The following is a 24,891-nucleotide window of genomic DNA, read 5'->3' on the forward strand; positions in this document are numbered from 1 at the left end:
CCGCTTCTTTCAGGGTTGTACGCTGACCCTGCGTACCACCTTGCCGATGCTCAGGCCCTGCACCAGGATCGAGGACAGCACCACGATGTAGGTGATCGACAGCAGCAGGTCACGCTCTTCACCCAAAGGCAACGACAGCGCCAGGGCTACCGATACTCCACCACGCAGGCCACCCCAGGTCAGCACCCGCACCGTGCCCTTGGGCACCGGGCGCCAACGCCGCAGCAACACGATGGCCGGCGCCACGGTCAGCAGGCGCGAGAGCAGCACGGCCAGCGCCAATACACTGCCGGCGGCCATGTGCAGCCAGTTGAAAGGCAGCAACAGCAGCTCCAGGCCGATCAACGCGAACAGCAGCGCGTTGAGCATATCGTCGATCAACTCCCAGAAACCGTCCATGTAGCGACGGGTCATGTCGTTCATCGCCAGGTTGCGCCCCAGGTTGCCGATGATCAGGCCCGCCACCACCATCGCGATAGGGGCCGAGACGTGCAACTCATAGCACATCGCCGAGCCACCGATCACCAGCGCCAGGGTCAGCATGACCTCGACCTGGTATTGCTCCACACTCTTGATCATGCGGTAGGTGGCGTAGCCGATCACACCGCCAAACAACACGCCACCGATGGCCTCGCGAACGAACAGCAGCGCCGTGTCGGCGACACTCGGGGTTTCACCGAGCTGGATGATGCCAAGCAGCACGGTGAAGACCACAACGGCAGTACCGTCGTTGAACAGCGACTCGCCGACGATGGTGGTCTTCAGGGGTTTAGGAGCATTGGCCGTACGCAGGGCGCCCAACACCGCAATCGGGTCGGTCGGCGAGATGAGCGCGCCGAACAGCAGGCAGTAGATCAGCGGCACCTGCCAGCCGAACATCGCGAACACCCAGTGCGACAGGTAGCCGATGACCACGGTGGCGATCAGCACGCCCACGGTCGCCAGCAGGCCGATGGGCCAGCGGTAGCTGCGCAGGTCGGACAAGTTCACGTGCAAGGCACCGGCGAACAGCAGGAACGCCAGCATCCAGTGCATCAGCAGGTCATTGAAGTCGATCTGGTTCATCAGCGCTTCGACGCGGGCTTCCAGGCCAGGAAAGCCGATCAGGCTCAATGCCTGAAGCATGAGCGAGAACAGCAAGGCCGTGACCATCACGCCGATCGCAGGTGGCAGGCCGATGAATCGGTAGTTCACATAGGTGAGAAGGGTGGTAAGGCAGATAAACGCGGCAACTAATTCAAGCATCCCGATTCCTGTAACAGTGGCTTCCAAGTCGTCACCCGAATGACTCGGGCAGCTCTTTGATGACCTGACGAGGGGTTCGGGGCACAGGGTTTGACCGATTTTGCATTAATCGTTCCCATTAGCGCCCTGCCAAAGGCGGTGGGCGGGCTGTAACAGGGGGTGGCGAGGCCGCTTCGTGATTGACGCGCTCACCTGGCCAGGGCTTATAGTCTGCGTCCGGTAACCCCTTGAGGACCCACCGCGTGTTGGCCACGTCTCTGGTGCTGATCGCTGCCTTGCTTCATGCGACCTGGAACACCCTGATCAAATTCAGCGGCGAGCGCCTGCTGGTCATTGCCAGCATGGACACGGTGGCCCTGGCCCTGGTGATGCCTGCGGTGGCTTTCGTCGACATCCCGCCTGCCGGTATCTGGCCCTGGTTGCTGGCTTCGGCGTTTGCCGAGCAGCTGTACCGCTGGCTGCTGATCAAGGCGTACCGCGTGGGTGACCTGGGCCTGGTCTACCCGCTGATGCGTGGGCTGTCGCCTCTGGTCGTACTGGCGCTGACCCTGGCGTTTGCCGGAGAACCCCTGAGCCAGCAGCAGATCATCGGCATTCTGCTGATTCCCTGTGGCATGGCCTGCCTGTTGTGGCAGGGCGGTGGCGGAGACCGGCTGCCGTGGTCGATGTTGCCGGTGGTGGCCCTGATCGGGCTGTGCATCGGGTGCTATACCTGGTTCGACGGTCAGGCCGTGCGCGAATGGGGCAAGCCATGGGACTACTTGGTGTGGCTGACGCTGCTCAGTGCCTGGCAATTCCCCGCGCTGGCCGCAGTGGCGCGACGGGCACCGTTCGTGCTGTTCTGGAAAACCCAGTGGCGGCTGGGCCTTGCCGTCGGCCTGTGCGTGCTGTTCAGTTATGCCCTGGTGCTCTGGGCGATGCACCTGGGGTCGGTGGCCGAGGCAGCGGCGCTGCGCGAGCTGAGCGTGATCCTTGTGGTGTTGCTGGGGATGCGCTACCTCAAAGAACCTTTCGGCGGGCCAAGACTCCTAGCTTGCGGGCTGGTACTGGCAGGTATGCTGGTAATGAAGCTCTGACCGAATGACAAATGAGGAACCCTGTCCATGACCGTTGCCCTGTGGTGCATCCTGATCGCGCTGATCCTGCCGCCGCTCTGTGCGCTGATCGCCAAGCTGGCGAGCGGCCGGTTCGGCTTGAAGCACAACCATGACCCGCGCGCCTTCCTCGATACCCTGTCGGGGCTGCCGCGCCGCGCGCACTCAGCCCAGCAGAACGGTTATGAAGCCTTTCCGGCATTCGCCGCCGCTGTGCTGGTGGCAGACATCGTCGGCAACGCCGAACAGGTGACCCAGGATGTGCTGGGTGTGATGTACATCACCAGTCGGCTGCTCTACATCATCTGCTACCTCGCCGACTGGGCGGCACTGCGCTCGCTGGTCTGGTTCGCTGGCCTTGCGATCATCGTGGCGTTCTTCGTGGTCTCGGCCTGACCGCATCGCCCGGTGCCGAGGCCCCCGTCACGGGACCTTGGGCACTTCAGGCAGCGGTTGGCCCTTGGGCCACAGCATCCAGATCTGGCCCTGCTGCTTCATGTTCCCGGCCAGGTCTCCGGCTGCCTGGCCGGTCCCCCAGAACAGGTCGGCGCGAACCTCGCCTGCGATAGCGCCCCCAGTGTCCTGGGCCGCGACCGGGCGCACAACGGGGCTGCCGTCCGGTCGGGTGGTCGATAGCCACAGCAGGCTGCCAAGCGGGATGACCTTGCGGTCGATAGCCACGCTGTAGCCTGCCGTCAGTGGAACGTTGAGCGAGCCACGTGGCCCTTCGTTGCTGTCGGGGCGCGTGCTGAAGAACACGTAGCTGGGGTTGCTGGCCAGCAATTCGGGAACCCGTGAAGGGTTGGACTGGGCCCACGCATGAATGGCGCCCATGCTCACATCTTCTTTTTTCAGCTGCCCTTGCTCGACCAGCCAGCGGCCAATCGGACGATACGGATGACCGTTCTGGTCAGCGTAACCCAGGCGCAGCTGGCGCCCGTCCTCCAATTGGACGCGACCAGAGCCCTGGATCTGCAGGAACTGCAAGTCCATCGGGTCGGTCAGCCAGGCCAGTACCGGGGCCTTGGCGCCGTTGCGGTTGATGACCTCAGCAGTGTCGTAGGGCTTGAGCACGCGCCCTTCGAGGCGACCACGCAGGCGCTTGCCCTTGAGTTCGGGGTACACGCTGGCCAGGTCCACCGTGATCATGTCTTCGGGAGGGCCGTAGACCGCCACATCATAGGTGGCAGAGGGGGTCAGGCTGCCAGGGTAGACAGGTTCGTAATAGCCGGTGATCAAGCCGTTGGCACTGTTGTCAGCCGAACGCAGGCCATAGACCTCCAGGTTCTGCTCGAGAAAGGTGCGCACCTGTGCAGCGCTTGCCGGCTGGCTCCCAGCGGCTTCACAGGTGGCCGCCCAGACCGGGTCGCGCTTGAGCTTTTCGCAGCCGCTGCGCCAGGCATAGAAACCGGCGAGCAGGTCTTCGTCGCTGACCGTGGGCAGGTCTTTCCAGGTACCAGGCGCGTAGGTTGCGATGGCGTGGGGCTCGGGCTTTGCCGTCTGGTCGTTGTCGCAGCCGGCCAGCAAGGCCAGTAGCGGGAGTGTCCAGGCCAGGTGGCGCAAGGCATGTTTCATCGGTGTATTCCTGTCATGGACGAACACGCAGTTCACCCTTGTTTTTTATGTGGCTATTGGTCTTTCGCCTATTGGCAGCGATACTGGCCGGCCCTTTTTCCAGGCATGGGTAGGCGAGATGTTTAAGCGGTTGGGCGTTGTGGTGCTTGCAGCATTGACCTTGGGTAGTGGCCTGACAGGTTGCGGGGGCGTTGACCCCAACTCCCCACTGGGCAAGCGCAAGGCCATCTTCAAGGACATGCTCAAGACAAGCGAGGACCTGGGCGGCATGTTGCGTGGTCGACTGCCGTTCGACGCCGGTCGCTTCGCCCAAGGGGCGGACACCCTGGATACGCTGTCTCACCAACCCTGGCAGCACTTTGCGCAGGTACCCGAGGGCGAAGGCAGCGCGGCGCGACCCGAGGTGTGGCAACGGCAGGCGCGCTTTCAAGACCTGGCCCGGCAGCTGGAGGCAGCTACCGGAGCGCTGGTGCAAGCGACCCGCCAGCCGTCGCTGGACGCTGCGCAGTTGAAGGCACCCATGGACAAGGTCGAAAACGCATGCCGGGCGTGCCACAGCGAATTTCGTAACCATTGAATGACGCGGCAGGCGGCGGCTGGCCCGTGCGCCGCCTCAGGCGCTGGCCTCAGCGGTCAAGGTCGTCTACCGCGTCCTGCAGTTCCTTGCGGGACTCGGCGAGCTTGTCCTTGCGCTTGTTGATTTTTTCGGCGTCGCCTTTCTTCTCGGCCTTTTTCAGGTCCTTCTCCCGCTGGGCCACCTCATGGCGCGCATCGAGCACCTTCTGCTCACGCTCTTTGCGCAGGCTGGCCTCGGTGCAGTTGGCCACGCCACGCAAGGCCTCCTCCAGCCCGGCCGCCTGCGCGGCATTGCCGTGCTCACGGGCGATCTTGAGCTGGTTCTCGATCGCGCTGCGCTTGGCATCGCAACCGGTCAGGCCGGCATCGGGCGCGGCTGCCTGTGCAGCGCCTGCGCCCAGGCCCAAGGCCGCGAGCAGAAAAAGGGAAGAAAAGCGTTTCATGAAAAGCCTCCTGGACGGGGCAGGGCAACGAGAAAAATTCTGGATGGAAATCCTGCCTTGGTTTTGGCCATTTAGGAACCCTTGATAAGACTGGGCCGCTAAATCTCCGGCTTTTCCTACAGTTTTTTTGGTAAATAATCATTGCTCAGGCCTGAGCGGCTGCTCCGAGAACCCGTCTACACCTTGCCCGGCCAGATGTGACCCAATGGCTTGCACCTCGGCGCTGGCGAAGAATCGCGCAAGTTCGTCCGCCCGTTTCGAGCCGATGCCAGGCTGGGCTTGCCACTGCCCACGCGTCTGGGCAACCACCGTCGGCCAGTCACCGGGCAGCGCCACCCCCTTGCCGATAGGTGTCCCGATACCGCGAACCCATTGTGTGAATGGACGCAAGCGGGCCTGTTCGAAGGCGGCCAGCAACTGGGCTGCCCTCAGGGTGCTGATGCCTGGCACCTGTTGCAGGCGCCCGGCATCGAGCTCCAGCCAGTCGGTCATCGTCGAAACCAGGCCTGCCTCGACCAGCCGTCGCCAGGTTCCTGGGCCCGTTCCTGGCAGGGCCAGGCCTTGTTTGCCGGCCAGCCAGCTGAGGCGAGCGATGAACTGCTCATTACAGCCTTCTCCGGCACGCCAGCAGCTGTGGGCATGGTATTGGTCGACTGCCGGTGCAGTGACTGGCTGGCGCTCGACCGAGTAATGCACGATCTGGTCGAAACGGGGGATGGTCAGCCCTGCCAGGCTGATGGCTATCTGGTCGCCTGGACGAACGTCCAATGCCTGCCAGCGTGACAGCGAGCCCAGGCTGACACGGGTCACGCGCCGGTCATCGAGGGTCACCGGCTCGACGTGAACGATGGGGGTGACCTTACCTGTGCGTCCGATTTGGAAGCGCACCTCGCGCACCTGCGCCAATTTTTGTGCGTAGGGGTATTTCCAGGCTGCGATCCAGTACGGCGCCTTGGCCTGCCAGCGTTGGGCAGGCGGGCGTTCGCCCTGGCGCAGGATCACCCCATCGCTGGCGAAGGGTAGCGGCGTGCCGAACCAGTGGTCCCGCCACCGCGCAGCTTCTTCGGGGGTGTTTATCGCAACGCTGTAGCGCTGACTGTCCGCAAAGCCCAGTTGGGCCAGCTGCGACAGGCGCTCGGTTTGCTGTTCAGGCCCCTTGGGCCACTCCCAGACGAACAGACCGAGGCGGGCGCCTTGTTCCTCGTCGATCTGGTGGCGAGCGAGCAGGCCGGCGACCGTGCCACGGGCATTGAGGCCCCCTGCGCTTGCCTGTATGTGGCCTTCAAGGCGCAAGTAGAGCTCGCCTTGCAGCGACAGATCGAGCGGGCGGGGCAGCTGCCGGACAATCCCTTCGAGTTGTGGGATATGGCGGCTCCAATCGTGCCCCCGGACCCCGTCGCCTCGGCTGATCAACTGGGTCAGCCGGCCCTGGCGGTAGATCAGTGACACCGCCACGCCATCGACCTTTGGCTGTACCCACAGGTCGGTCTTGCCAGTCATCCAGCCGGCAACCCGCCGGAAGTCGGCCAGCTTCTGCACGCTGGTGTGCGGCACGGGATGGACGACCGGACCGCCCGCCCTGGCCAGCGGCGAGGCCTCGGTCGCAAGGCCAACGCAGCGCTGCAACATGGCCAGGTGATCGCGGCTCTGGTCATACAGCTCATCGGCCACCAGTGCCACGCCGTCACGGTGATAACGTTCGTCCCAATGGGCGAGCGTTGCGCTCAGTTGGGCGATCTGTGCGTGTGAGCGTGCCGGTGTCCAGTCCGGGCACGGGTTGGCCCAGGTCGGCGGCAGGTGCAACACCACCATGATCAGCAGCAATACGATTGGCATGGCCCGCTTCCTTGCGTGGCTTGAAGTGTGCCGAGCCTATGGGGTTTTCACGGTGTTCGCCTCGGGCGGTTTGTCAGGCGATATGTCACAAAAAAGCCCCTGCCGATTGCTCGGCAGGGGCTTTCGCTCAGCGCTGTAGGAAATTACAGGCCGGCAGCGTCACGCAGCGCTTCAGCGCGGTCAGTGCGTTCCCAAGTGAAGGTGGTGAAGGTGTCGTCACCCACGGTTTTCTGCTGCGGGGTGCGACCGAAGTGGCCGTAAGCAGCGGTTTCCTGGTACATCGGGTGCAGCAGGTCGAGCATGGTCGTAATGGCGTATGGACGCAGATCGAAGCACTCGCGCACCAGCTGGATGATCTTCTCGTCCGACACCTTGCCAGTGCCGAAGGTATTGATCGAGATGGAGGTCGGTTGGGCCACGCCGATGGCATACGAGACCTGGATCTCGCAGCGCTCGGCCAGGCCGGCGGCGACGATGTTCTTGGCCACGTAGCGGCCGGCATAGGCGGCGGAACGGTCGACCTTGGACGGGTCCTTGCCCGAGAACGCGCCGCCGCCGTGGCGGGCCATGCCACCGTAGGAGTCGACGATGATTTTGCGACCGGTCAGGCCGCAGTCACCGACCGGGCCGCCGATGATGAAGTTGCCCGTCGGGTTGATGTGGTACTGGGTACCTTTGTGCAGCAGTTCGGCAGGCAGCGTGTGCTTGACGATCAGCTCCATGACCGCTTCCTGCAGGTCTTTCTGCGACACCTCGGGGTTATGCTGGGTGGACAGCACCACCGCATCGATACCCACGACCTTGCCACCTTCGTAACGGCAGGTGACCTGCGACTTGGCATCCGGGCGCAGCCAGGGCAGCAGGCCGGACTTGCGTGCTTCGGCCTGACGCTCGACCAAGCGATGCGAGAAGCAGATCGGCGCTGGCATCAGCACTTCGGTCTCGTTGCTGGCGTAGCCGAACATCAGGCCCTGGTCACCGGCGCCTTGGTCTTCTGGCTTGGAACGGTCGACGCCTTGGGCAATGTCCACCGACTGCTTGCCGATGATGTTCATCACGGCGCAGGTGGCACCGTCAAAGCCGACGTCGGAGCTGTTGTAGCCGATGTCGATGATGACCTTGCGTACCAGGTCCTCGAGGTCGACCCAGGCCGAGGTGCTCACCTCGCCGGCAATGATCGCCACGCCGGTCTTGACCAGCGTTTCACAGGCGACGCGGGCGTACTTGTCCTGGGCGATGATCGCGTCCAGCACGGCGTCCGAAATCTGGTCGGCGATTTTGTCCGGATGCCCTTCGGACACGGACTCGGAGGTGAAAAGGGAGTATTCGCTCATCTCGAAGGTTCCTGAAATTTACCGATGGTGTATGTCGCCAGCCGTCCGCTGGAAATGGCGGACCTGGATCTGGAAACCGTTACGCAGGCCTACGTACAGGCTATCCCCGTGGGACAGGCCTGCCGCGTTGGCCCAGCGGGCCAAGTCGTCCTGTTCGAAGCCGAGCCACAGGTCGCCGCAGGCTTCCCGCGCCCACCCCTGGTCATGGCTGCACAATTCGGTGATCAACAGGCTGCCGCCTGCCTTCACCCGTTTGGCCAGCTGGCACAACGCCAGGGCCGGATCGCTGAAATGATGCAGGACCATGTTCAGCACAACGCAGTCGGCGACCACATCCGTTGCACCCAGTGCATCGGCCAACTGCAGGTTCACGTTGTCCAGCCCTTCGCGCTGACAGACCTGGCGGGCGAGTTCGAGCATGGTCGGGCTGTTGTCAAGCGCGGTAACCTGCGCAAAACGCCGAGCCAGGTCCGGAAGGAACCCCCCATCGCCGGGGCCGACCTCAAGCGCGCTGGCGCTTGGGTCGAAATGCAGCTTGTCGAGCAGCGCCAGCAGGCTCTCGCGATATTGCGGCAAGCCTGCGATCAGGTCCTGCTGGGCGCGAAAGCGCTCTTCCACGCGCAGGAAGAAGTCCTGGCTGGTTGCCGCGCGGCGCTGCTGCACCTGGGCGATGCGGCCTTGCACCTCGGCGGGCAAGGCCAGGTCATCAACCTCGTCGAGCAGCGCGGCGTGCAAGCGTCCGCCCAAGCGCAAGCTGTCGGGCAGGGCGCGGCGATAGAAAATGGCGTTGCCTTCCCGACGGGTGGCTACCAGGTCGGCCTGGGCCAGCACCTTGAGGTGGTGGCTCATGCCCGACTGGCCGATGTCGAAGATCTGCGCCAGCTCCAGCACGCCGAAGGAATCGTTGGCCAGGGCGCGCAGCACATTCAGGCGCAACTCGTCGCCACTGGCCTTGCACAGGGCGGCCAGTGCCTCGCGTTGTTCCGGTATTGCTTGCGCACGAAGGTTCATGGTGCGGGAGTCTAGACAGGCATCGTTGCCCTAGCAAGGCCTATATCAAAAAGTTTTGATATTGCAGGTCCGTTGCCCATTAGCCATTACCCTTGTGTTGCCATTGCGGTCGATGATCGGACCAATGCACGCCGCCTGCTGCTTAAATGTTTGCCCCAAGCGCCCCAGTGGGCGAAAATGGACGCCTTTTTCGTATCACCACCTATTCAAGCCCCCAGGAGATCAGCGATGCCCAGCCGTCGTGAACGTGCCAACGCCATTCGTGCCCTTAGCATGGATGCCGTGCAAAAGGCCAACAGCGGCCACCCCGGTGCCCCCATGGGCATGGCGGATATCGCCGAGGTTCTTTGGCGCGACTACCTCAAGCACAACCCGAGCAACCCGGCATTTCCCGATCGCGACCGCTTCGTGCTGTCCAACGGCCACGGTTCGATGCTTATCTATTCGCTGCTTCACCTGACCGGCTACGACCTGTCGATCGACGACCTCAAGGGCTTCCGTCAACTGCACAGCCGTACCCCTGGCCACCCGGAGCACGGTTACACCCCTGGCGTCGAGACCACCACCGGCCCGCTCGGCCAAGGCATCGCCAACGCCGTGGGCTTCGCCCTGGCCGAAAAAGTCATGGCGGCCCAGTTCAACCGTGACGGCCACACCATCGTCGACCACAACACCTATGTGTTCCTGGGCGATGGCTGCATGATGGAAGGCATTTCTCACGAAGTGGCCTCGCTGGCCGGTACCTTGGGGCTGAACAAGCTGGTTGCCTTCTACGACGACAACGGCATTTCCATCGACGGTGAAGTGCATGGCTGGTTCACCGACAACACCCCGGCGCGCTTCGAAGCCTACAACTGGCAGGTGATCCGCAACGTCAACGGCCACGACGCCGAAGAGATCAAGACGGCCATCGAGACCGCCCGCAAGAGCGACCGTCCGACCCTGATCTGCTGCAAGACCACCATCGGTTTCGGCTCGCCGAACAAGCAGGGCAAGGAAGAGTCCCACGGCGCGCCGCTGGGCAACGACGAAATTGCCCTTACCCGTCAGGCACTGGGCTGGAACCACGGTCCGTTCGAAATCCCCGCCGACATCTATGCCGAGTGGGACGCCAAGCAAGCCGGTGCCAAGGCCGAAGCCGAGTGGAACCAGCGTTTCGACGCCTACGCTCTGGCGCACCCGGAGCTGGCCGCAGAGTTCAAGCGCCGCATGGCCGGTGACCTGCCTGCCGATTTCAGCGAAAAGGCCCAGGCCTACATCGAGGAAGTGGCGGCCAAGGGCGAAACCATCGCCAGCCGCAAGGCCAGCCAGAATGCCCTGAACGCCTATGGCCCGATGTTGCCCGAGTTCCTCGGCGGTTCGGCGGACCTGGCCGGTTCCAACCTGACCCTGTGGAAGGGCTGCAAGGGCGTGGAAGCTGGCGATGCCAGCGGCAACTACGTGTTCTACGGCGTGCGTGAATTCGGCATGACCGCCATCATGAACGGCGTGGCCCTGCACGGCGGCCTGGTGCCTTACGGCGCGACGTTCCTGATGTTCATGGAATACGCCCGCAACGCCGTGCGCATGTCGGCGCTGATGAAGCAGCGCGTGATCCATGTCTACACCCACGACTCCATTGGCCTGGGCGAAGACGGCCCGACCCACCAGCCGATCGAGCAGCTGACCAGCCTGCGCACCACGCCGAACCTGGACACCTGGCGCCCGGCGGATGCCGTTGAGTCGGCCGTGGCCTGGAAGAACGCTCTGGAGCGCAAGGATGGTCCATCGGCGCTGATCTTCTCGCGCCAGAACCTGCAGCACCAGGCCCGCGATGCGCAGCAACTCGCTGCCATCAGCCGTGGCGGCTACGTGCTCAAGGATTGCGCTGGCGAGCCTGAGCTGATCCTGATCGCCACCGGCTCCGAAGTGGGCCTGGCCGTTCAGGCCTACGACAAGCTGACCGAGCAAGGCCGCAATGTACGCGTGGTGTCCATGCCGTCGACCAGCGTGTTCGATGCCCAGGATGCTGCCTACAAGCAGTCGGTGCTGCCACTGGAAGTCAGTGCCCGTATCGCCATCGAAGCCGCACATGCCGACTTCTGGTACAAGTACGTCGGCCTCGAAGGCCGCGTCATCGGCATGACCACCTACGGTGAGTCGGCGCCGGCCTCGGCACTGTTCGAAGAATTCGGCTTCACCCTGGAGAACATCCTCGGTACCGCCGAAGAGCTGCTGGAAGACTGATGTATCAGGGAGGGCAGGATGCCCTCCTGGTCGTGCGAGGGGAGGGCGTCGCCCTCCATCGCGCCATGAGGCCGCTTCCACAGGTACTGTCGCCAGCCACGGCGTAGTACCTGTGGAAGCGGCCTTGTGCCGCGATAGGCCGCCATGCGGCCTCGAAGCCATCACGCTTAGCGAGTCAACGAATGTCCCACTTGCGTCCCTATAAAGTTGCACTCAACGGTTATGGCCGTATCGGCCGCTGTGTTCTGCGCGCGCTGTTCGAGCGGGGCAGCAGGGCCGATTTCGAGATCGTCGCACTCAACGACTTGGCCGACCAGGCCAGCCTGGAATACCTCACCCGCTTCGACTCCACCCATGGGCGCTTTCCCGGCGAGGTCAAGGTCGATGGCGATTGCCTGCACATCAATGGCGATTGCGTGAAGGTGATGCGCAGCGCCACGCCCGAAGGCATCGACTGGGCGGCCCTGGACGTGGACCTGGTCCTGGAGTGTTCCGGCGCCTACAACACCCGTGCCGATGGCCAGCGCTTTCTCGAGGCCGGTGCGCCAAGGGTGTTGTTCTCCCAGCCCATGGCCAGCGAGGCTGACGTCGATGCCACGGTGGTGTACGGCATCAACCAGCACTGCCTGACCGGCACTGAGCGGCTGGTCTCCAATGCTTCGTGCACCACCAACTGCGGTGTACCGCTGCTGCGGGTGCTGGATCAGGCATTTGGCATCGACTATGTACAGATCACCACCATTCACTCGGCCATGAACGACCAGCCAGTGATCGACGCCTATCACCATGAAGACCTGCGCCGTACCCGTTCGGCGTTCCAGTCGGTGATTCCGGTGTCCACCGGCCTTGCGCGCGGCATCGAGCGTCTGCTCCCGGAACTTGCCGGGCGAATCCAGGCCAAAGCGGTACGCGTGCCGACGGTCAACGTCTCGTGCCTGGACATCACCTTGCAGACCGCTCGCGACACCACCGCAGCCGAGGTCAACAGGGTACTGCGCGAGGCGGCGCTGACCGGGCCGCTCAAGGGGCTGCTGGCCTACACCGAGCTGCCCCACGCCAGTTGTGATTTCAACCACGACCCGCATTCGGCCATCGTCGATGCCAGCCAGACCCGTGTATCAGGCCCGCGCCTGGTCAACCTGCTGGCCTGGTTCGACAACGAATGGGGGTTTGCAAACCGTATGCTCGACGTTGCCGGACATTTTCTGCACGTCGTCCACCCAACCCGCAACAAACAGCCCTGAAGGACCGCATTCATGACCGTGTTGAAGATGACCGACCTGGACCTGCAAGGTAAGCGCGTACTGATTCGCGAAGACCTGAACGTGCCTGTCAAGGACGGTGTGGTGACCAGCGATGCGCGCATCCAGGCAGCGCTGCCGACCATCAAGCTGGCCCTTGAGAAGGGTGCGGCGGTGATGGTCTGCTCGCACCTGGGCCGCCCCACTGAAGGTGAATTCTCTGCCGAGAACAGCCTTGAACCGGTTGCCAAGTACCTGAGCAAGGCGCTGGGCCGCGACGTGCCGCTGGTGGGTGACTACCTGGGTGGCGTCGAGGTCAAGGCAGGCGAGCTGGTGCTGTTCGAGAACGTGCGCTTCAACAAGGGCGAGAAGAAGAACGCCGATGAGCTGGCCCAGCAGTACGCGGCGCTGTGCGATGTGTTCGTGATGGACGCCTTCGGCACGGCTCACCGCGCCGAGGGTTCCACCCACGGCGTTGCCAAGTTCGCCAAGGTCGCGGCGGCTGGCCCGTTGCTGGCAGCTGAGCTGGATGCCCTGGGCAAGGCGCTGAAGGCTCCGGCCAAGCCAATGGCCGCCATCGTCGCCGGCTCCAAGGTGTCCACCAAGCTGGACGTGCTCAACAGCCTGAGCTCGGTATGCGATCAGCTGATCGTCGGTGGCGGTATCGCCAACACCTTCCTAGCGGCTGCCGGGCACCCGGTCGGTAAGTCGCTGTACGAGCCCGATCTGGTCGAAACGGCCAAGGCCATTGCCGCCAAGGTCAGCGTGCCGCTGCCTGTCGATGTGGTGGTTGCCAAGGCCTTCGCCGAAGACGCCGAAGCGACCGTCAAGGCCATTGCCGATGTTGCGGCCGACGACATGATCCTGGACATCGGTCCGCAGACCGCCGCCCAGTTCGCCGACTTGCTCAAGTCCTCCAAGACCATCCTGTGGAATGGCCCGGTTGGTGTATTCGAGTTCGATCAGTTCGGCAATGGCACCCAGGTGCTGGCCAAGGCAATCGCCGACAGCGCCGCGTTCTCCATCGCCGGTGGCGGTGATACCCTGGCAGCCATCGACAAATATGGCGTCAGCCAGGATATCTCCTACATTTCTACCGGTGGCGGCGCCTTCCTCGAGTTCGTCGAAGGCAAGGTTCTGCCAGCGGTGGCCATGCTCGAAGAGCGGGCCAAAGCCTGATGAACACGGCGCCTGGCAAAAGGAGTGGCCTGAAGGCCAAGCAGTTGCCTGTGTTGCTGCTGGTCGGGCTGCTGAGCGCCTGCGCCGGCAGCCCGGATGCTCAGGACGACCCGGCGCAACCGCCCAAGGGCGGTTGCTATCAGTCCGAATGGCAAGCCGAAACCGTGCCAGTGATCAGCAAGCGCGTAGGCCCGGAAGGGCTGGAAAAGTACGACGAAGAGCACCAGCGCAAGGCGCCCGGCTGCCCTTGATCGGGCCGCTGGCAACCTGCAGGCCGGTTTGTGGTCTTGGAGAAGGGCCGTGTGCTGCCCATCGAGGTAACTGAATGAAAGCGCTCTTGGCCGTAATGGCCCTGGCGACACTGGCAGGATGTTCAATGCTGCAACCGGCGCAGACCGCGCCGGCGGACAACTGGACCCGGTGGGTCTGCGATACCCAGGCCGAAGTGCTGTGGCGGTTTGCCGACCCCCAGCGTGACCAGGTTGACGTACGCCTTGGCGGCGGCGACCAGGTGTACCGGCTCAAGGCCGAGCCCGGCGCCTCCGGCGCGCTGTACAGCGACGGCATGCTGGCGTTTCACACCAAGGGCGAAGAAGGCCTGGTGTACTGGGTGGCGACCAACGATCTGATAGGGCGGGGCTGCAAGGCACCGTGACTGGCCGGGCCGCTAGGTGGCCCACACTACTTGAACAGCAACTGCCCCTGCGGCAGGCTTGCACGAAACAACGACGCTTGTCGGGAGAGAGATACACAATGGCACTCATTAGCATGCGCCAGATGCTGGACCACGCCGCCGAGTTCGGTTATGGCGTACCGGCTTTCAACGTCAACAACCTTGAGCAGATGCGCGCCATCATGGAAGCGGCTGACAAGACCGACTCCCCTGTGATCGTCCAGGCCTCGGCCGGTGCGCGCAAGTACGCAGGTGCGCCGTTCCTGCGTCACCTGATCCTGGCGGCCATCGAAGAATTCCCGCACATCCCGGTGTGCATGCACCAGGACCACGGCACCAGCCCGGATGTCTGCCAGCGCTCCATCCAGCTGGGCTTCAGCTCGGTCATGATGGACGGCTCGCTCGGCGAAGACGGCAAGACCCCGACCGATTACGAATACAACGTGCGCGTCACCCAGCAGACCGTTGCCATGGCCCATGCCTGTGGTGTGTCGGTAGAAGGCGAACTGGGCTGCCTGGGCTCGCTGGAAACCGGCATGGCCGGTGAGGAAGACGGTATCGGTGCCGAAGGCGTGCTCGACCACAGCCAGATGCTGACCGACCCTGAAGAAGCTGCCGACTTCGTCAAGAAGACCCAGGTCGATGCCCTGGCCATCGCCATCGGCACCAGCCACGGTGCTTACAAGTTCACCAAGCCGCCTACCGGTGACGTGCTGGCCATCGACCGCATCAAGGAAATCCACAAACGCATTCCCGACACCCACCTGGTGATGCACGGCTCCTCCTCGGTACCGCAGGAGTGGCTGGCGATCATCAACCAGTACGGCGGCGACATCAAGGAAACCTACGGTGTGCCGGTCGAGGAAATCGTCGAAGGCATCAAGTACGGCGTGCGCAAGGTCAACATCGACACCGACCTGCGTCTGGCGTCCACCGGTGCCATCCGTCGTCACATGGCCATGAACCCGAGCGAGTTCGACCCGCGCAAGTTCTTCGCTGAAACCGTAAAAGCCATGCGCGACGTGTGCATCGCCCGTTACGAAGCATTCGGCACTGCCGGCCATGCCTCGAAGATCAAGCCGATCTCCCTGGAAGGCATGTTCCAGCGCTACGCCAAAGGCGAGCTGGCCGCAAAAGTCAATTAAGCAAACCGGCCCCCGGAAAACCCGCAGCGATGCGGGTTTTTCGTTTCTGGCGGTGGCTGCGAAAGCGTTCTGCCATTGCATGTCACAGAATGTCAGCGAAACCGCGATCGGTCGGCTACCTTCAGTCAGTGGCTGATGGTTTTTGGCTTGTGATGCGTGCTATCAGCTCATGCCTGGGGTAAAACTGGATCCAACGGCCAGTTTGTAGTCGGTCATATAACAGAGATGCAGCATGGATGGCGCTCACCTTCAACTCATGCCACAGGATGGCAGCTCGGTGCTTCTGGTAGTCGACGATTACCCAGAGAACCTCATCAGTATGCAAGCCTTGTTGTCGCGCCAGGATTGGCTGGTGCTGACGGCAAGTTCGGGCCGAGAAGCCCTGAGCGCATTGCTGGAAAACGATGTCGACCTGGTTTTACTGGATGTGCACATGCCTGAGATGGACGGCTTCGAAGTCGCTCGCCTGATGCGCGGCAGCCAGCGAACCCAACTCACGCCCATCATCTTCCTGACAGCCAACGAGCAGTCCCAGGCCGCCGTGTTGAAAGGCTACGCCAACGGCGCCGTGGACTACATGTTCAAGCCGTTCGACCCGCGGATTCTCAAGCCCAAGGTGCAGGCCCTGCTCGACCAGCAGCGCAATCGGCGGCGCCTGCAGGCGCTGACCCGTGAACTCGACGAGGCCCGCGCCTTCAATGCATCGATTCTGGACAATGCGGCCGAGGGTATTCTGGTGGTGGATGCCGGGGGCATCATCCGCTTCGCCAACCCGGCTATTTGCTCCCTGCTGGCAACGCCTATCGAACAGTTGCAGAACGTCGATCTGCTGGGGCTGTTGCAGCTGAGCACGCCGAGTACGTGGCAGGATTCGACGTTCCACCAAAGCTATCTGGCCAGGCGCATCCACCGCATGCATGACGCCCAGTTGCGTCGCCCGAGCGGCGAGCTGCTGCCGGTGGCCCTGTCATGTGCGCCCCTGCCTGCCGAGCAACAGGCGATGGTGGTAACCGTGCTGGACATGTCGGCGGTGCACAACCTGCACCAACAGCTCGAATACCAAGCCATTACCGACCCGCTCACCGGTCTGCTCAATCGCCGTGGGTTCTACCAGGCGGCCGAAGGGGCGTTGCTGCGCAATGAGCGTTCGGACCGGGCGCAGGCCTTGATGTACATGGACCTCGATGGCTTCAAGCGTATCAACGACTCCCTTGGTCATGATGCCGGTGACCGGGTCCTGCGCTGGGTGGCCGAGCAACTCAAGGATTGCCTGGGCAGTGAAGCGCTGTTGGCACGCATGGGCGGGGACGAATTCACCGCGCTGTTCGACGGCTTGCCCTATGCCGAGCAAGCCGGGCGCTACGCCGAGCGGCTGCTCGAGCGCATTGCCATCAGCCATCAGATCGATGGGCTGGACGTGTGCCTGGGCGTGAGCATCGGTATCGCCACGTACCCTGACTGCGGTGGCAACGTAGAAGGCTTGCTGCGCGCAGCCGATGCGGCCATGTACGCTGCCAAGCAGGCAGGGCGCCAGCAGTATCGCTTCTACGACCAGGAGCTCAATGGCCGCGCCCGCTCCCGCCTGATGCTCGAAGACGGCGTGCGTACAGCCATCGAGCAGCAGGATTTCACCCTGGTGTACCAGCCGCAAGTGGCCTTCGCCGATGGTCGCCTGCGCGGCTTCGAAGCCCTGCTGCGTTGGCAGCACCCCAGCGTTGGCGATGTGCCGCCAGGCCTGTTCATCCCCCTGCTTGAGGAGGCGCGGCTGATCAACCGCCTGGCCGGCTGGATCTACGGTCAGAGTGCTGCCCAGCGCCAGGCCTGGTATCAACGCTTTGCGACCGACATCGTGTTGGGCATCAGCCTGAGCCGGGCCCAGTTCGTCTCGCCAAGCCTGGTCGAGGAGCTGCAACGGGTCATCCAGCGCTATGGCCTGCAGCCGGCGCACCTGGAAGTGGAAGTGGCCGAAACCTCGCTCATGTACAACATCGATGCGGCGGTCAAGCAGGTCGACCGGTTGCGTGCGCTGGGTGTGCGGGTGGCGTTGGACGATTTCGGCGCCGGTGACTGTTCGCTGCGCATGCTGCGCGATTTGCCCATCGACACCCTGAAACTCGATCGCCACCTGGTGGCGCGCTTGCCGGACGCGTCGACCGATGCGGCGCTGGCACGCAGCGTCATCGGGCTGTGTGCCGATTACGGGATCACCGTGATTGCCGAGGGCGTTGAAACCCAGGCTCAGGCTCAATGGCTTAAAGCCGCAGGCTGCGAATACGTTCAGGGCTTTCTGGTAGCGCACCCCATGACAGCTGCCGATGCCGGCAACTTCCCGGCAATTTTCCCCTGGCCTGATCCGCTGGCGGGTTAGAATTGGCGCTCGTTACGCCGACCGTACTGCCATGACCGTCCTACGCTACCTGCAAGCCTACCCACCGCACCTGCAACAGCAAGTGCGGCAGATGATCGACAGCGACCGCCTTGGCGAGTACCTGCACAAGCGCTATCCAGAGCGCCACGAGGTACAAAGCGACAAGGCCCTGTACGGCTACGCCCAGGAACTGCGCCAGCGTTTTCTGCGCAGTGCACCGCCGCTGGACAAGGTGCTGTTCGACAACCGCCTGGACCTGACCCACCGGGCGCTGGGCCTGAACACTGCTGTCTCTCGCGTGCAGGGCGGCAAACTCAAGGCCAAGAAGGAGATCCGCATCGCCTCGCTGTTCAAGGAGGCCGCGCCGCAATTTCTACGCATGATCGTGGTGCACGAGTTGGCGCATTTGCGCGAGCGTGACCACAACAAGGCGTTCTACCAGCTCTGTCAGCACATGGAGCCGGACTACCATCAACTGGAATTCGACCTGCGCGTCTACCTGACCTATCGGGAATTGCCGGGCAACGCTTGAGGACCCCGCAGCATGGAAGTGAGCAAGACAAAAAGCAGTTTCTACCGCCGTCTTTACGTCGCCTGGCTGATCGACAGCCAGACCGCTACCAGCGTGCCTGCGCTGATGCAGGCTACGGGCATGCCCCGGCGCACGGCCCAGGACACCCTTGCGGCGCTGGCCGATCTGGACATCGTCTGCACCTTCGAGCAGCAGGAAGGCGCGCGCAATCACGCAGGTCACTACCGTATACAGGACTGGGGGGCCATCGACCGGCAGTGGATCGAGCTTCACCTGAATCAGGTACGCCAGGTACTGGGTTATCCCTGACCTGTACCCGCTAAGGCCGCTGCAATAAAAATCGCAGGTTCGGCCAGAATAGAGGCTAGATGACACTATTGGCCGCTGCCCCGGCCAGAGCCTTTGTGTAAGCTCATTCGCAGTGTACGTTTCTTCACCGCACAAGGGCTTGGGCATGCGGTTGATGCTTTGTGTTCTCGGGTTACTGGCCACTGTCATGGTGCCCCCGGCCGCAGCCGCCGCCAAGCTGCGGCTGGTATCGGACCATTGGCCGCCCTTCACTGACGCCAGCATGCCTGGCGGCGGTTTGGCCATCAGCATCGTGACCACGGCGCTGACGCGGGCGGGCTACAGCAGCAGCTTCGAGGAGGCACCCTGGGCGCGGGCCCTGGCAGGCGTCGGTGACGGCCGTTACGACATACTGATCAACGCCTGGCACAACGACGCGCGCGCACGCATCGGGCAGTTTTCCAGCGCCTACCTGAGCAACCGCATCCGCCTGCTGCAGCGCAAGGACGCGGGCCTGCATTACGAGCACCTCTCGGACCTGTACCCCTACAGCATCGCCGTGGTGCGTGATTACGCCTACTCGAGCGCGTTCGACGGCAATACCCGCTTGCACAAGGTTGCGGTCAGTACCTTTTCGTCCGCCGTGCGCATGCTGGCGGCGGGGCGTGTAAGCTTGGCCGTGGAGGACGAGTACGTGGCCCGCTATCACCTGCAGCGCGAGCCGGACAATGTGCGTGACAAGGTAGAGCTGATGGAGCCTGTACTGGGCGAGAACCCGCTGCACATCCTGGTCAGCCTGAAGCATCCGGACCACCAGTCGATCGTCGCGCGCTTCGATGCGGCCATCGCCGCCATGAAGGCCGATGGCAGTTATGACCGGTTACTGCATCAGTATGGGTTCTAGGCGAGCGGGTGGCGTTCCCAGGCGCCGGCTTGGCAGTGGCTTCGGATTTGAGCTTCGCAGCTGATCATGGCCGGTCCGCAGCGCCTGGAGATTTGCCCGTCTTCGTAGGCAAAACAGGCTATATACCCTCGCGCCAGACCTAACGCGAGGCGTCACCTGCCGAAGCATCCTTCTTGATCAAATGCGCCGCCAACGTGCGCAAAGGGGCCAACTGGCGGCAGATCAATGCCAGTTGCGTCTGTACCAGGCGCTGATGTTCATCCACCTCCTCGGGCATCTGTTCAAGAGCGGTGGCGAGCGCTTCTTCGGCATCACTGTGAATCGCTACCGGTGAACGCGCCGCCAGGCCATTGGCTATCTCCTCAAGGCTGTTCGCCAGGCGGCTGCCCGCACCCTCGATCAAGTGCTCCCGTGCCTCGGCCGGCAGGGCCGTGTCGCGGTGGGCGCCCAGTCCCGACAGGTAGCTGAGCAGGGTGTGCGACAGCACCAGGAAGCGGAAGCCCACATCGGCCTCCTTGCGAAAGTGGCCAGGCTCCATGAGCATGTTGGCCAGGGTCGTCGACAGCGCTGCATCGGCATTGTGGGCATTGCGCCGCGCCAGGCGATAGGCCAGGTCGTCGCGCTTGCCGTAGGCATATTGCTGCATGATCTGGCGCAGGTATTCGCTGGCGCAGATCAGTGTGTTGGCCAGCGCCTTGTTCAAGCGGCGGCCTTGCCAGTCGGGCAGGAACAGGAACACGGCAAGGATGGCGATCAGGCTCCCGATCAGGGTATCGAACAGCCTTGGCAGGAACAGCCCGTAGCCATCGCCGATCTGGTTGAAACAGAACAGCACCATCAGTGTGATCGCGGCCGTGGCCAGGGTGTAGCGCGTGGTCCGGTTGACGAAGAACACCACCCCCGCCACGACCGCGAACAGCGACTGGATGACCGGGTTGGGGAACAGGTCGAACAGCGCCCAGCCAACGGTCAGGCCTACGGCGGTGCCGATGATGCGCTGCACCAGTTTACGCCGGGTCGCCCCGTAGTTGGGTTGGCACACGAACAGGGTGGTGAGGATGATCCAGTAGCCCTGGGTTGGGTGGATCAGGTGCACCATGCCGTAACCGATGGACAGGGCCAGCGGCAGGCGCAGAGCATGGCGGAACAGCAGCGAGGTGGGCGTCAATTGCGTGCGCAGGCGCTTGCCCATGTCCCTGAGCGAGCGCGGCGAGCGGTCCAGCAGGCTGCTGTCGCTGGCATCGGCCAGGCTGTCGGGATTGCTTGCAGCACCGAGCAGGCGATCGAGCGTGGCCAGGTTGGCCGCCAGTGCACGCAATGAGCGCAGCAGCCCGCGCCAGGCCGGGTTGTTCTGGCCGCGCAGGTGTTCGAGCGAAGCGTTGAGGTCTTCGAGTGCCTCGGTAAAGCCGCTGGCCAGCACGAAAGGTTGTCGCAGCCGAATCGAGCGTGCCAGCTCCTGGCACGAGGCGCCTTGCTTGCGCAGCAGGCGCTGGCACCGGAACATCACATCGCTGTGGAAGAAGGCTTCGGCCAGTGCATTGTAGGGGTAGTGGGAGGCGCTGACCCGCTCATGGATATCCTGGGCCAGGAAGTAGAGTTTCAGGTAGCGGCTGACCTTGGAGTTGGGTTGGCTGTTGCCCACCCGGTGCAGGATGATTTCCTTCGCCGCATTGAGGGCCGCCACCACCTTGCCATTTTGCTGGGCCAGTTCAAGCCGACGTGCCTCGACGTCCAGGGTGCGGACAGGCTCGAACAGGCTGGCCTTGAGCTTGAGGTAGCTGCCCAGTTCGAAGAACAGTTTCGCCAGGCTTTGCTGCACCGGCTGGTTGGAAAACAATGCCTGCCACAGCACCGAGAGCAGCCCATACCAGGCCGCACCCGCCACCAGCAGCATGGGTTCGTGCCAGAAGTCCGTCACCTGCCCGCCGCGCTGGTCCACACCGATCATCGTGTACACCGCTGTGATCAGCGTTGCCGATGCGATGGCGCCGTAGCGCTCGCCCAAAGCGCCCAGCATGGTCAAGGCAAACGCTGCCAGGGCCAAGGCGCAGACGAAGATCAGGGGGTAGGGGAACAGCAGTTCGACCGCGAGCGCCGCGATGGCAAAACACACCAGGGTGACCGCCAGGGCGCTGAGGCGGCCTTGCCAGCTGTCATCGGTTTCAGCCAGGGCACTGGCGATGATGCCCAGAAACAGCGGGATCAACAGGGCCATTTCGTTCTGGTGCCAGCACAGGGCAAGGCTGCCGGTAAGGGCAATGGTCACCCGGATGCTGTAGCTGAACTTGTCCTGGCCCCACAGGCGACGCAATGAATGACGTAACGAGCTCGATGACATGATGGCCTGCCGGGCAGTGATCGTAGAAATACCGTAGCGATGAGCGGGCAGCCAGATGCCCCGCCACCCGCTATTGAGCACGTGCCAGCAAGAAGCGTTCCGTGCTGCGCGTTGGATTCTACCCTAGACGAACTGCGCCGCGGCGTTGGCCGATGCCCAGGCCCACTGGAAGTTGAAGCCACCAAGGTGCCCCGTCACGTCCAGCACTTCACCGATGAAGTAAAGCCCAGGGCTCTTGAGCGACTCCATCGTCTTGGACGAGACCTCACGGGTGTCCACGCCGCCCAGGGTCACTTCGGCGGTGCGGTAGCCTTCGGTGCCGGCAGGCACCAGTTGCCAGCGTGCCAGCTTGTCGGCGATCAGGGCCAGTTCGGCCGGTGTGTACTGCTTCATCGGCTTGGATTCGAACCACTGCTCGGCCAGCAAAGTGGCCAGCTTGCGCGTGAACACCTCGCCCAGTACGGTCTTGAGTTCAGCATTGCCGCGCTCGGTTTGCTGGGTGTGCAACCAGTCCAGCGCATCGCGGTCAGGCAACAGGTTGATCTCAAGCGTATCGCCAGCTTCCCAGAATGAAGAAACCTGCAAGATCGCCGGGCCGCTCAGGCCCCGGTGGGTGAACAGCAGATTTTCACGGAAGCTGGTGCCGTTGCAACTGGCGGTGCAGTCCAGCGAGGTGCCGGACAGTTCGGTGCACATGGCCTTGAGCTGGGGCTCGGTGATGGTGAACGGCACCAGGCCCGCGCGGGTTGGCAGCAAGGTATGGCCAAACTGTCGGGCCACCTGGTAGCCGAAACCGGTCGCACCCAACGTCGGGATGGACAGGCCGCCCGTCGCGATCACCAACGACTGGCAAGCGAATGGGCCAGCGCTGGTGCGCAGCAGGTAGCCGCTGTCGGTCTTGTCGATCTGCTCGATGCTGGTGTGCATGCGGATTTCGGCGCCGGCTTCGTCGCACTCGGCCAGGAGCATGTCAAGGATGTCACTGGCCTTGTTGTCGCAGAACAGCTGGCCCAGCTTTTTCTCGTGGTAGGGCACGCCATGCTTGCACACCAGCTCGATGAAGTCCCACTGGGTGTAACGCGCCAGGGCCGACTTGCAGAAGTGCGCGTTGTGCGAGAGGAAATTGCTCGGCTCGGTGTACAGGTTGGTGAAATTGCAGCGCCCGCCGCCGGACATCAGGATCTTCTTGCCTGGCTTGTTGGCGTGGTCGAGCAGCAGGACCCGGCGGCCCCGGCGGGCGCTGAGCTGGGCACACATCAGGCCGGCAGCGCCTGCGCCCAAGATGATCACGTCGGTGGAGTGCACGGTGTTACCTCATCAATAGCCGCGGCCGTGTTGCAGCCCATCGCAGGCAAGCCAGCCCCCACAGGGACGGCACCGGCTTGAGGCCTGTGATGACCCTGTGGGGGCTGGCTTGTTTGCGACAGGCTGCAACGCGGCCCGAAATAAATGTCAGACGATGCGGACTTTCAGGGAGCGGCCCTTGATCTTGCCGCTATTCAAGCGCTGCATGGCCTGCTTGGCCAGTGCCCGCTCAACTGCCACAAATGCCTGGAAATCAAAGATCGCGATCTTGCCCACCTGCTTGCCGGGGATGCCGGCATCACCGGTCAGCGCACCGAGGATATCGCCCGGGCGCAGCTTGTCCTTGCGCCCGGCTGCGATGCACAGTGTGCTCATGACCGGCAGCAGTGGCTCGCCGCCTTTGTTCTTGAGGCTGTCCAACAGGTCCCAGCGCAGCGGGCTCTTCTGCAAGGCTTCGATGGCCTGGGCGCGATGGCCTTCGGCAGGCGCGACCAGGCTGACTGCGATACCCTTCTCGCCAGCGCGGCCCGTGCGGCCCACCCGGTGCACGTGGATTTCGGCATCACGCGCCAGTTCCACGTTGATGACCATGTCCAGGCCGTCGATGTCCAGGCCACGGGCGGCCACATCGGTGGCCACCAGCACCGAGCTGCTGCGGTTGGCGAACATGGTCAGCACCTGGTCGCGGTCACGCTGCTCCAGGTCACCGTGCAGCGCCTGGGCCACGATGCCCTTGGCCGTGAGGTGGGCCACCACGTCCTCGCACTGCTGCTTGGTGAAGCAGAACGCCACGCAGGACTGGGGACGATAATGGGCCAGCACACGGGTCACCGCCTCAAGGCGCTGCTCGGGGGCGATTTCGATGAAGCGCTGCTCGATCTGGTTGTCGGTATGCAGGCTCTCGACCCTGACCTGCTGCGGGTCGCGCATGAAATCGGCCGCCAGCTGCTTGATGCTGGAGGGGTAGGTGGCGGAGAACAGCAAGGTCTGGCGGCGCGCTGGGGTCTTGGCGATGATGCTGGCGATGGCATCGAAGAAACCCATGTCGAGCATGCGGTCGGCTTCGTCGAGGATCAGCGTGTTCAGGCCGCCCAAAACCAGCGTGCCCTTGTCCAGGTGCTGCTGGATGCGGCCCGGGGTGCCGACGATGATGTGCGCACCGTGCTCCAGGGAGGCGATCTGAGGGCCCAGCGACACGCCGCCACACAGCGTCAGGATCTTGATGTTGTCTTCGGCACGGGCCAGGCGACGCAGTTCCTTGGCCACCTGGTCGGCGAGCTCGCGCGTGGGGCACAGCACCAGCGCCTGGCAGCCGAAGTACCGAGGGTTGATCGGGTTGAGCAAGCCGATACCAAAGGCGGCGGTCTTGCCGCTCCCGGTCTTGGCCTGGGCGATCAGGTCCTGGCCCTTGAGAATGACCGGCAGGCTCTGGGCCTGGATCGGCGTCATCGAGGTGTAGCCGAGGGCGTCCAGGTTGGCCAGCATGGCGGCGGACAACGGCAAGGTGGCAAAGGCGGTGGAATCGGTGGTCACGAGGCGGGCCTACGGTGCGAAGCGAAAAATGCTGCACAGTCTACC

Annotated in this window: 22 protein-coding genes; 13 read left to right on the forward strand and 9 right to left on the reverse strand. The window is 63.4% G+C overall.

Translation table 11 applies throughout. The annotated features are described in order from the left end of the window. Positions 1–9 precede the first annotated feature (9 nt). Positions 10–1,245 (reverse strand): cation:proton antiporter, encoded by a 1,236-nt coding sequence (locus NMB38_RS01790; protein WP_049696726.1) that lies wholly within the window; start codon positions 1,243–1,245, stop codon positions 10–12. A gap of 242 nt (positions 1,246–1,487) precedes the next feature. Here NMB38_RS01790 and NMB38_RS01795 point away from each other — a divergent pair, with 242 nt between their 5' ends. Further along, complete coding sequence (locus tag NMB38_RS01795; protein WP_028687247.1) at positions 1,488–2,321, forward strand: EamA family transporter; 834 nt, start codon at positions 1,488–1,490, stop codon at positions 2,319–2,321. 27 nt (positions 2,322–2,348) lie between these two features. Then, a complete protein-coding gene (locus NMB38_RS01800; protein ID WP_023533046.1) occupies positions 2,349–2,735 on the forward strand; it encodes an MAPEG family protein in 387 nt (128 codons plus the stop codon). A gap of 27 nt (positions 2,736–2,762) precedes the next feature. On the opposite strand, the gene mltA is transcribed toward NMB38_RS01800, so the two are convergent. After that, positions 2,763–3,914 carry a murein transglycosylase A gene (gene mltA / locus NMB38_RS01805; protein WP_027914019.1) on the reverse strand — a complete coding sequence of 384 codons (1,152 nt, stop codon included), beginning with the start codon at positions 3,912–3,914 and terminating at the stop codon, positions 2,763–2,765. A gap of 118 nt (positions 3,915–4,032) precedes the next feature. Between mltA and NMB38_RS01810 the strand changes: the two genes are divergently transcribed. Then, on the forward strand, positions 4,033–4,491 hold the full coding sequence (locus NMB38_RS01810; protein ID WP_027914018.1) for a c-type cytochrome: 459 nt from the start codon (positions 4,033–4,035) through the stop codon (positions 4,489–4,491). A 49-nt stretch (positions 4,492–4,540) separates the two neighbouring features. On the opposite strand, the gene NMB38_RS01815 is transcribed toward NMB38_RS01810, so the two are convergent. The 4 genes from NMB38_RS01815 to NMB38_RS01830 form a co-directional block, all read right to left on the reverse strand. Beyond that, a complete protein-coding gene (locus tag NMB38_RS01815; protein WP_027914017.1) occupies positions 4,541–4,933 on the reverse strand; it encodes a DUF1090 domain-containing protein in 393 nt (130 codons plus the stop codon). 138 nt (positions 4,934–5,071) lie between these two features. Continuing rightward, positions 5,072–6,769 (reverse strand): NAD-dependent DNA ligase LigB, encoded by a 1,698-nt coding sequence (ligB, locus tag NMB38_RS01820; RefSeq protein ID WP_494354879.1) that lies wholly within the window; start codon positions 6,767–6,769, stop codon positions 5,072–5,074. A gap of 143 nt (positions 6,770–6,912) precedes the next feature. Further along, entirely contained in the window at positions 6,913–8,103 is a 1,191-nt protein-coding gene (gene metK, locus NMB38_RS01825; protein WP_023532964.1) for a methionine adenosyltransferase, read from the reverse strand. Between the two features lie 18 nt (positions 8,104–8,121). After that, positions 8,122–9,114, reverse strand: coding sequence for an ArsR/SmtB family transcription factor (locus tag NMB38_RS01830; protein ID WP_027914015.1), 993 nt, complete (start codon positions 9,112–9,114; stop codon positions 8,122–8,124). Positions 9,115–9,342: 228 nt separating this feature from the next. Here NMB38_RS01830 and tkt point away from each other — a divergent pair, with 228 nt between their 5' ends. The 10 genes from tkt (at position 9,343) to NMB38_RS01880 (ending at position 19,670) form a co-directional block, all read left to right on the forward strand. Continuing rightward, a complete protein-coding gene (tkt, locus tag NMB38_RS01835) occupies positions 9,343–11,340 on the forward strand; it encodes a transketolase (protein ID WP_125922198.1) in 1,998 nt (665 codons plus the stop codon). A gap of 182 nt (positions 11,341–11,522) precedes the next feature. Then, positions 11,523–12,584, forward strand: a complete 1,062-nt coding sequence (epd, locus tag NMB38_RS01840) for an erythrose-4-phosphate dehydrogenase (RefSeq protein ID WP_027914013.1) — start codon at positions 11,523–11,525, stop codon at positions 12,582–12,584. Positions 12,585–12,596: 12 nt separating this feature from the next. After that, positions 12,597–13,760, forward strand: a complete 1,164-nt coding sequence (locus NMB38_RS01845) for a phosphoglycerate kinase (RefSeq protein ID WP_027914012.1) — start codon at positions 12,597–12,599, stop codon at positions 13,758–13,760. After that, the gene (locus NMB38_RS01850) at positions 13,760–14,011 is read left to right on the forward strand and encodes a hypothetical protein (protein ID WP_132578007.1); all 252 of its coding nucleotides are present in this window, start codon (positions 13,760–13,762) and stop codon (positions 14,009–14,011) included. The genes NMB38_RS01845 and NMB38_RS01850 overlap by 1 nt, the downstream gene beginning before the upstream one ends. A gap of 74 nt (positions 14,012–14,085) precedes the next feature. Next, entirely contained in the window at positions 14,086–14,415 is a 330-nt protein-coding gene (locus NMB38_RS01855; RefSeq protein WP_049696721.1) for an MliC family protein, read from the forward strand. Positions 14,416–14,513: 98 nt separating this feature from the next. Next, positions 14,514–15,578, forward strand: coding sequence for a class II fructose-bisphosphate aldolase (gene fba / locus NMB38_RS01860; protein ID WP_023533056.1), 1,065 nt, complete (start codon positions 14,514–14,516; stop codon positions 15,576–15,578). 232 nt (positions 15,579–15,810) lie between these two features. Continuing rightward, positions 15,811–17,946: a putative bifunctional diguanylate cyclase/phosphodiesterase gene (locus tag NMB38_RS01865; protein ID WP_027914008.1), complete on the forward strand. Its 2,136-nt coding sequence runs from the start codon at positions 15,811–15,813 to the stop codon at positions 17,944–17,946. A 31-nt stretch (positions 17,947–17,977) separates the two neighbouring features. Then, complete coding sequence (locus NMB38_RS01870; protein WP_023532914.1) at positions 17,978–18,478, forward strand: M48 family metallopeptidase; 501 nt, start codon at positions 17,978–17,980, stop codon at positions 18,476–18,478. Between the two features lie 12 nt (positions 18,479–18,490). Then, on the forward strand, positions 18,491–18,787 hold the full coding sequence (locus NMB38_RS01875; protein ID WP_027914007.1) for a winged helix-turn-helix domain-containing protein: 297 nt from the start codon (positions 18,491–18,493) through the stop codon (positions 18,785–18,787). A 145-nt stretch (positions 18,788–18,932) separates the two neighbouring features. Further along, positions 18,933–19,670, forward strand: coding sequence for a substrate-binding periplasmic protein (locus NMB38_RS01880; RefSeq protein ID WP_027914006.1), 738 nt, complete (start codon positions 18,933–18,935; stop codon positions 19,668–19,670). 139 nt (positions 19,671–19,809) lie between these two features. Here the strand turns inward: NMB38_RS01880 and yccS are convergent, their stop codons facing one another. From yccS to dbpA, 3 genes are all read right to left on the reverse strand, one after another. After that, positions 19,810–22,008, reverse strand: a complete 2,199-nt coding sequence (yccS, locus tag NMB38_RS01885) for a YccS family putative transporter (protein ID WP_028687242.1) — start codon at positions 22,006–22,008, stop codon at positions 19,810–19,812. 123 nt (positions 22,009–22,131) lie between these two features. After that, positions 22,132–23,313 (reverse strand): BaiN/RdsA family NAD(P)/FAD-dependent oxidoreductase, encoded by a 1,182-nt coding sequence (locus NMB38_RS01890; RefSeq protein ID WP_027914004.1) that lies wholly within the window; start codon positions 23,311–23,313, stop codon positions 22,132–22,134. A gap of 147 nt (positions 23,314–23,460) precedes the next feature. Continuing rightward, the gene (dbpA, locus tag NMB38_RS01895; protein WP_230396040.1) at positions 23,461–24,798 is read right to left on the reverse strand and encodes an ATP-dependent RNA helicase DbpA; all 1,338 of its coding nucleotides are present in this window, start codon (positions 24,796–24,798) and stop codon (positions 23,461–23,463) included. Positions 24,799–24,891 lie beyond the last annotated feature (93 nt).

This window comes from Pseudomonas sp. FBCC-B35 (genome assembly GCF_059133755.1).

Excerpts from the sequence above, each read along its gene's own strand:
- ligB (WP_494354879.1), bottom strand. The coding sequence starts at position 6,769 with ATGCCAATCGTATTGCTGCTGATCATGGTGGTGTTGCACCTGCCGCCG.
- NMB38_RS01810 (WP_027914018.1), top strand. The coding sequence starts at position 4,033 with ATGTTTAAGCGGTTGGGCGTTGTGGTGCTTGCAGCATTGACCTTGGGT.
- NMB38_RS01790 (WP_049696726.1), bottom strand. The coding sequence starts at position 1,245 with ATGCTTGAATTAGTTGCCGCGTTTATCTGCCTTACCACCCTTCTCACC.
- fba (WP_023533056.1), top strand. The coding sequence starts at position 14,514 with ATGGCACTCATTAGCATGCGCCAGATGCTGGACCACGCCGCCGAGTTC.
- dbpA (WP_230396040.1), bottom strand. The coding sequence starts at position 24,798 with ATGCTGGCCAACCTGGACGCCCTCGGCTACACCTCGATGACGCCGATC.
- yccS (WP_028687242.1), bottom strand. The coding sequence starts at position 22,008 with ATGTCATCGAGCTCGTTACGTCATTCATTGCGTCGCCTGTGGGGCCAG.
- NMB38_RS01850 (WP_132578007.1), top strand. The coding sequence starts at position 13,760 with ATGAACACGGCGCCTGGCAAAAGGAGTGGCCTGAAGGCCAAGCAGTTG.
- NMB38_RS01880 (WP_027914006.1), top strand. The coding sequence starts at position 18,933 with ATGCGGTTGATGCTTTGTGTTCTCGGGTTACTGGCCACTGTCATGGTG.
- NMB38_RS01870 (WP_023532914.1), top strand. The coding sequence starts at position 17,978 with ATGACCGTCCTACGCTACCTGCAAGCCTACCCACCGCACCTGCAACAG.
- NMB38_RS01855 (WP_049696721.1), top strand. The coding sequence starts at position 14,086 with ATGAAAGCGCTCTTGGCCGTAATGGCCCTGGCGACACTGGCAGGATGT.
- tkt (WP_125922198.1), top strand. The coding sequence starts at position 9,343 with ATGCCCAGCCGTCGTGAACGTGCCAACGCCATTCGTGCCCTTAGCATG.
- NMB38_RS01865 (WP_027914008.1), top strand. The coding sequence starts at position 15,811 with ATGGATGGCGCTCACCTTCAACTCATGCCACAGGATGGCAGCTCGGTG.
- NMB38_RS01815 (WP_027914017.1), bottom strand. The coding sequence starts at position 4,933 with ATGAAACGCTTTTCTTCCCTTTTTCTGCTCGCGGCCTTGGGCCTGGGC.
- NMB38_RS01845 (WP_027914012.1), top strand. The coding sequence starts at position 12,597 with ATGACCGTGTTGAAGATGACCGACCTGGACCTGCAAGGTAAGCGCGTA.
- epd (WP_027914013.1), top strand. The coding sequence starts at position 11,523 with ATGTCCCACTTGCGTCCCTATAAAGTTGCACTCAACGGTTATGGCCGT.
- NMB38_RS01830 (WP_027914015.1), bottom strand. The coding sequence starts at position 9,114 with ATGAACCTTCGTGCGCAAGCAATACCGGAACAACGCGAGGCACTGGCC.
- mltA (WP_027914019.1), bottom strand. The coding sequence starts at position 3,914 with ATGAAACATGCCTTGCGCCACCTGGCCTGGACACTCCCGCTACTGGCC.
- NMB38_RS01800 (WP_023533046.1), top strand. The coding sequence starts at position 2,349 with ATGACCGTTGCCCTGTGGTGCATCCTGATCGCGCTGATCCTGCCGCCG.
- NMB38_RS01875 (WP_027914007.1), top strand. The coding sequence starts at position 18,491 with ATGGAAGTGAGCAAGACAAAAAGCAGTTTCTACCGCCGTCTTTACGTC.
- metK (WP_023532964.1), bottom strand. The coding sequence starts at position 8,103 with ATGAGCGAATACTCCCTTTTCACCTCCGAGTCCGTGTCCGAAGGGCAT.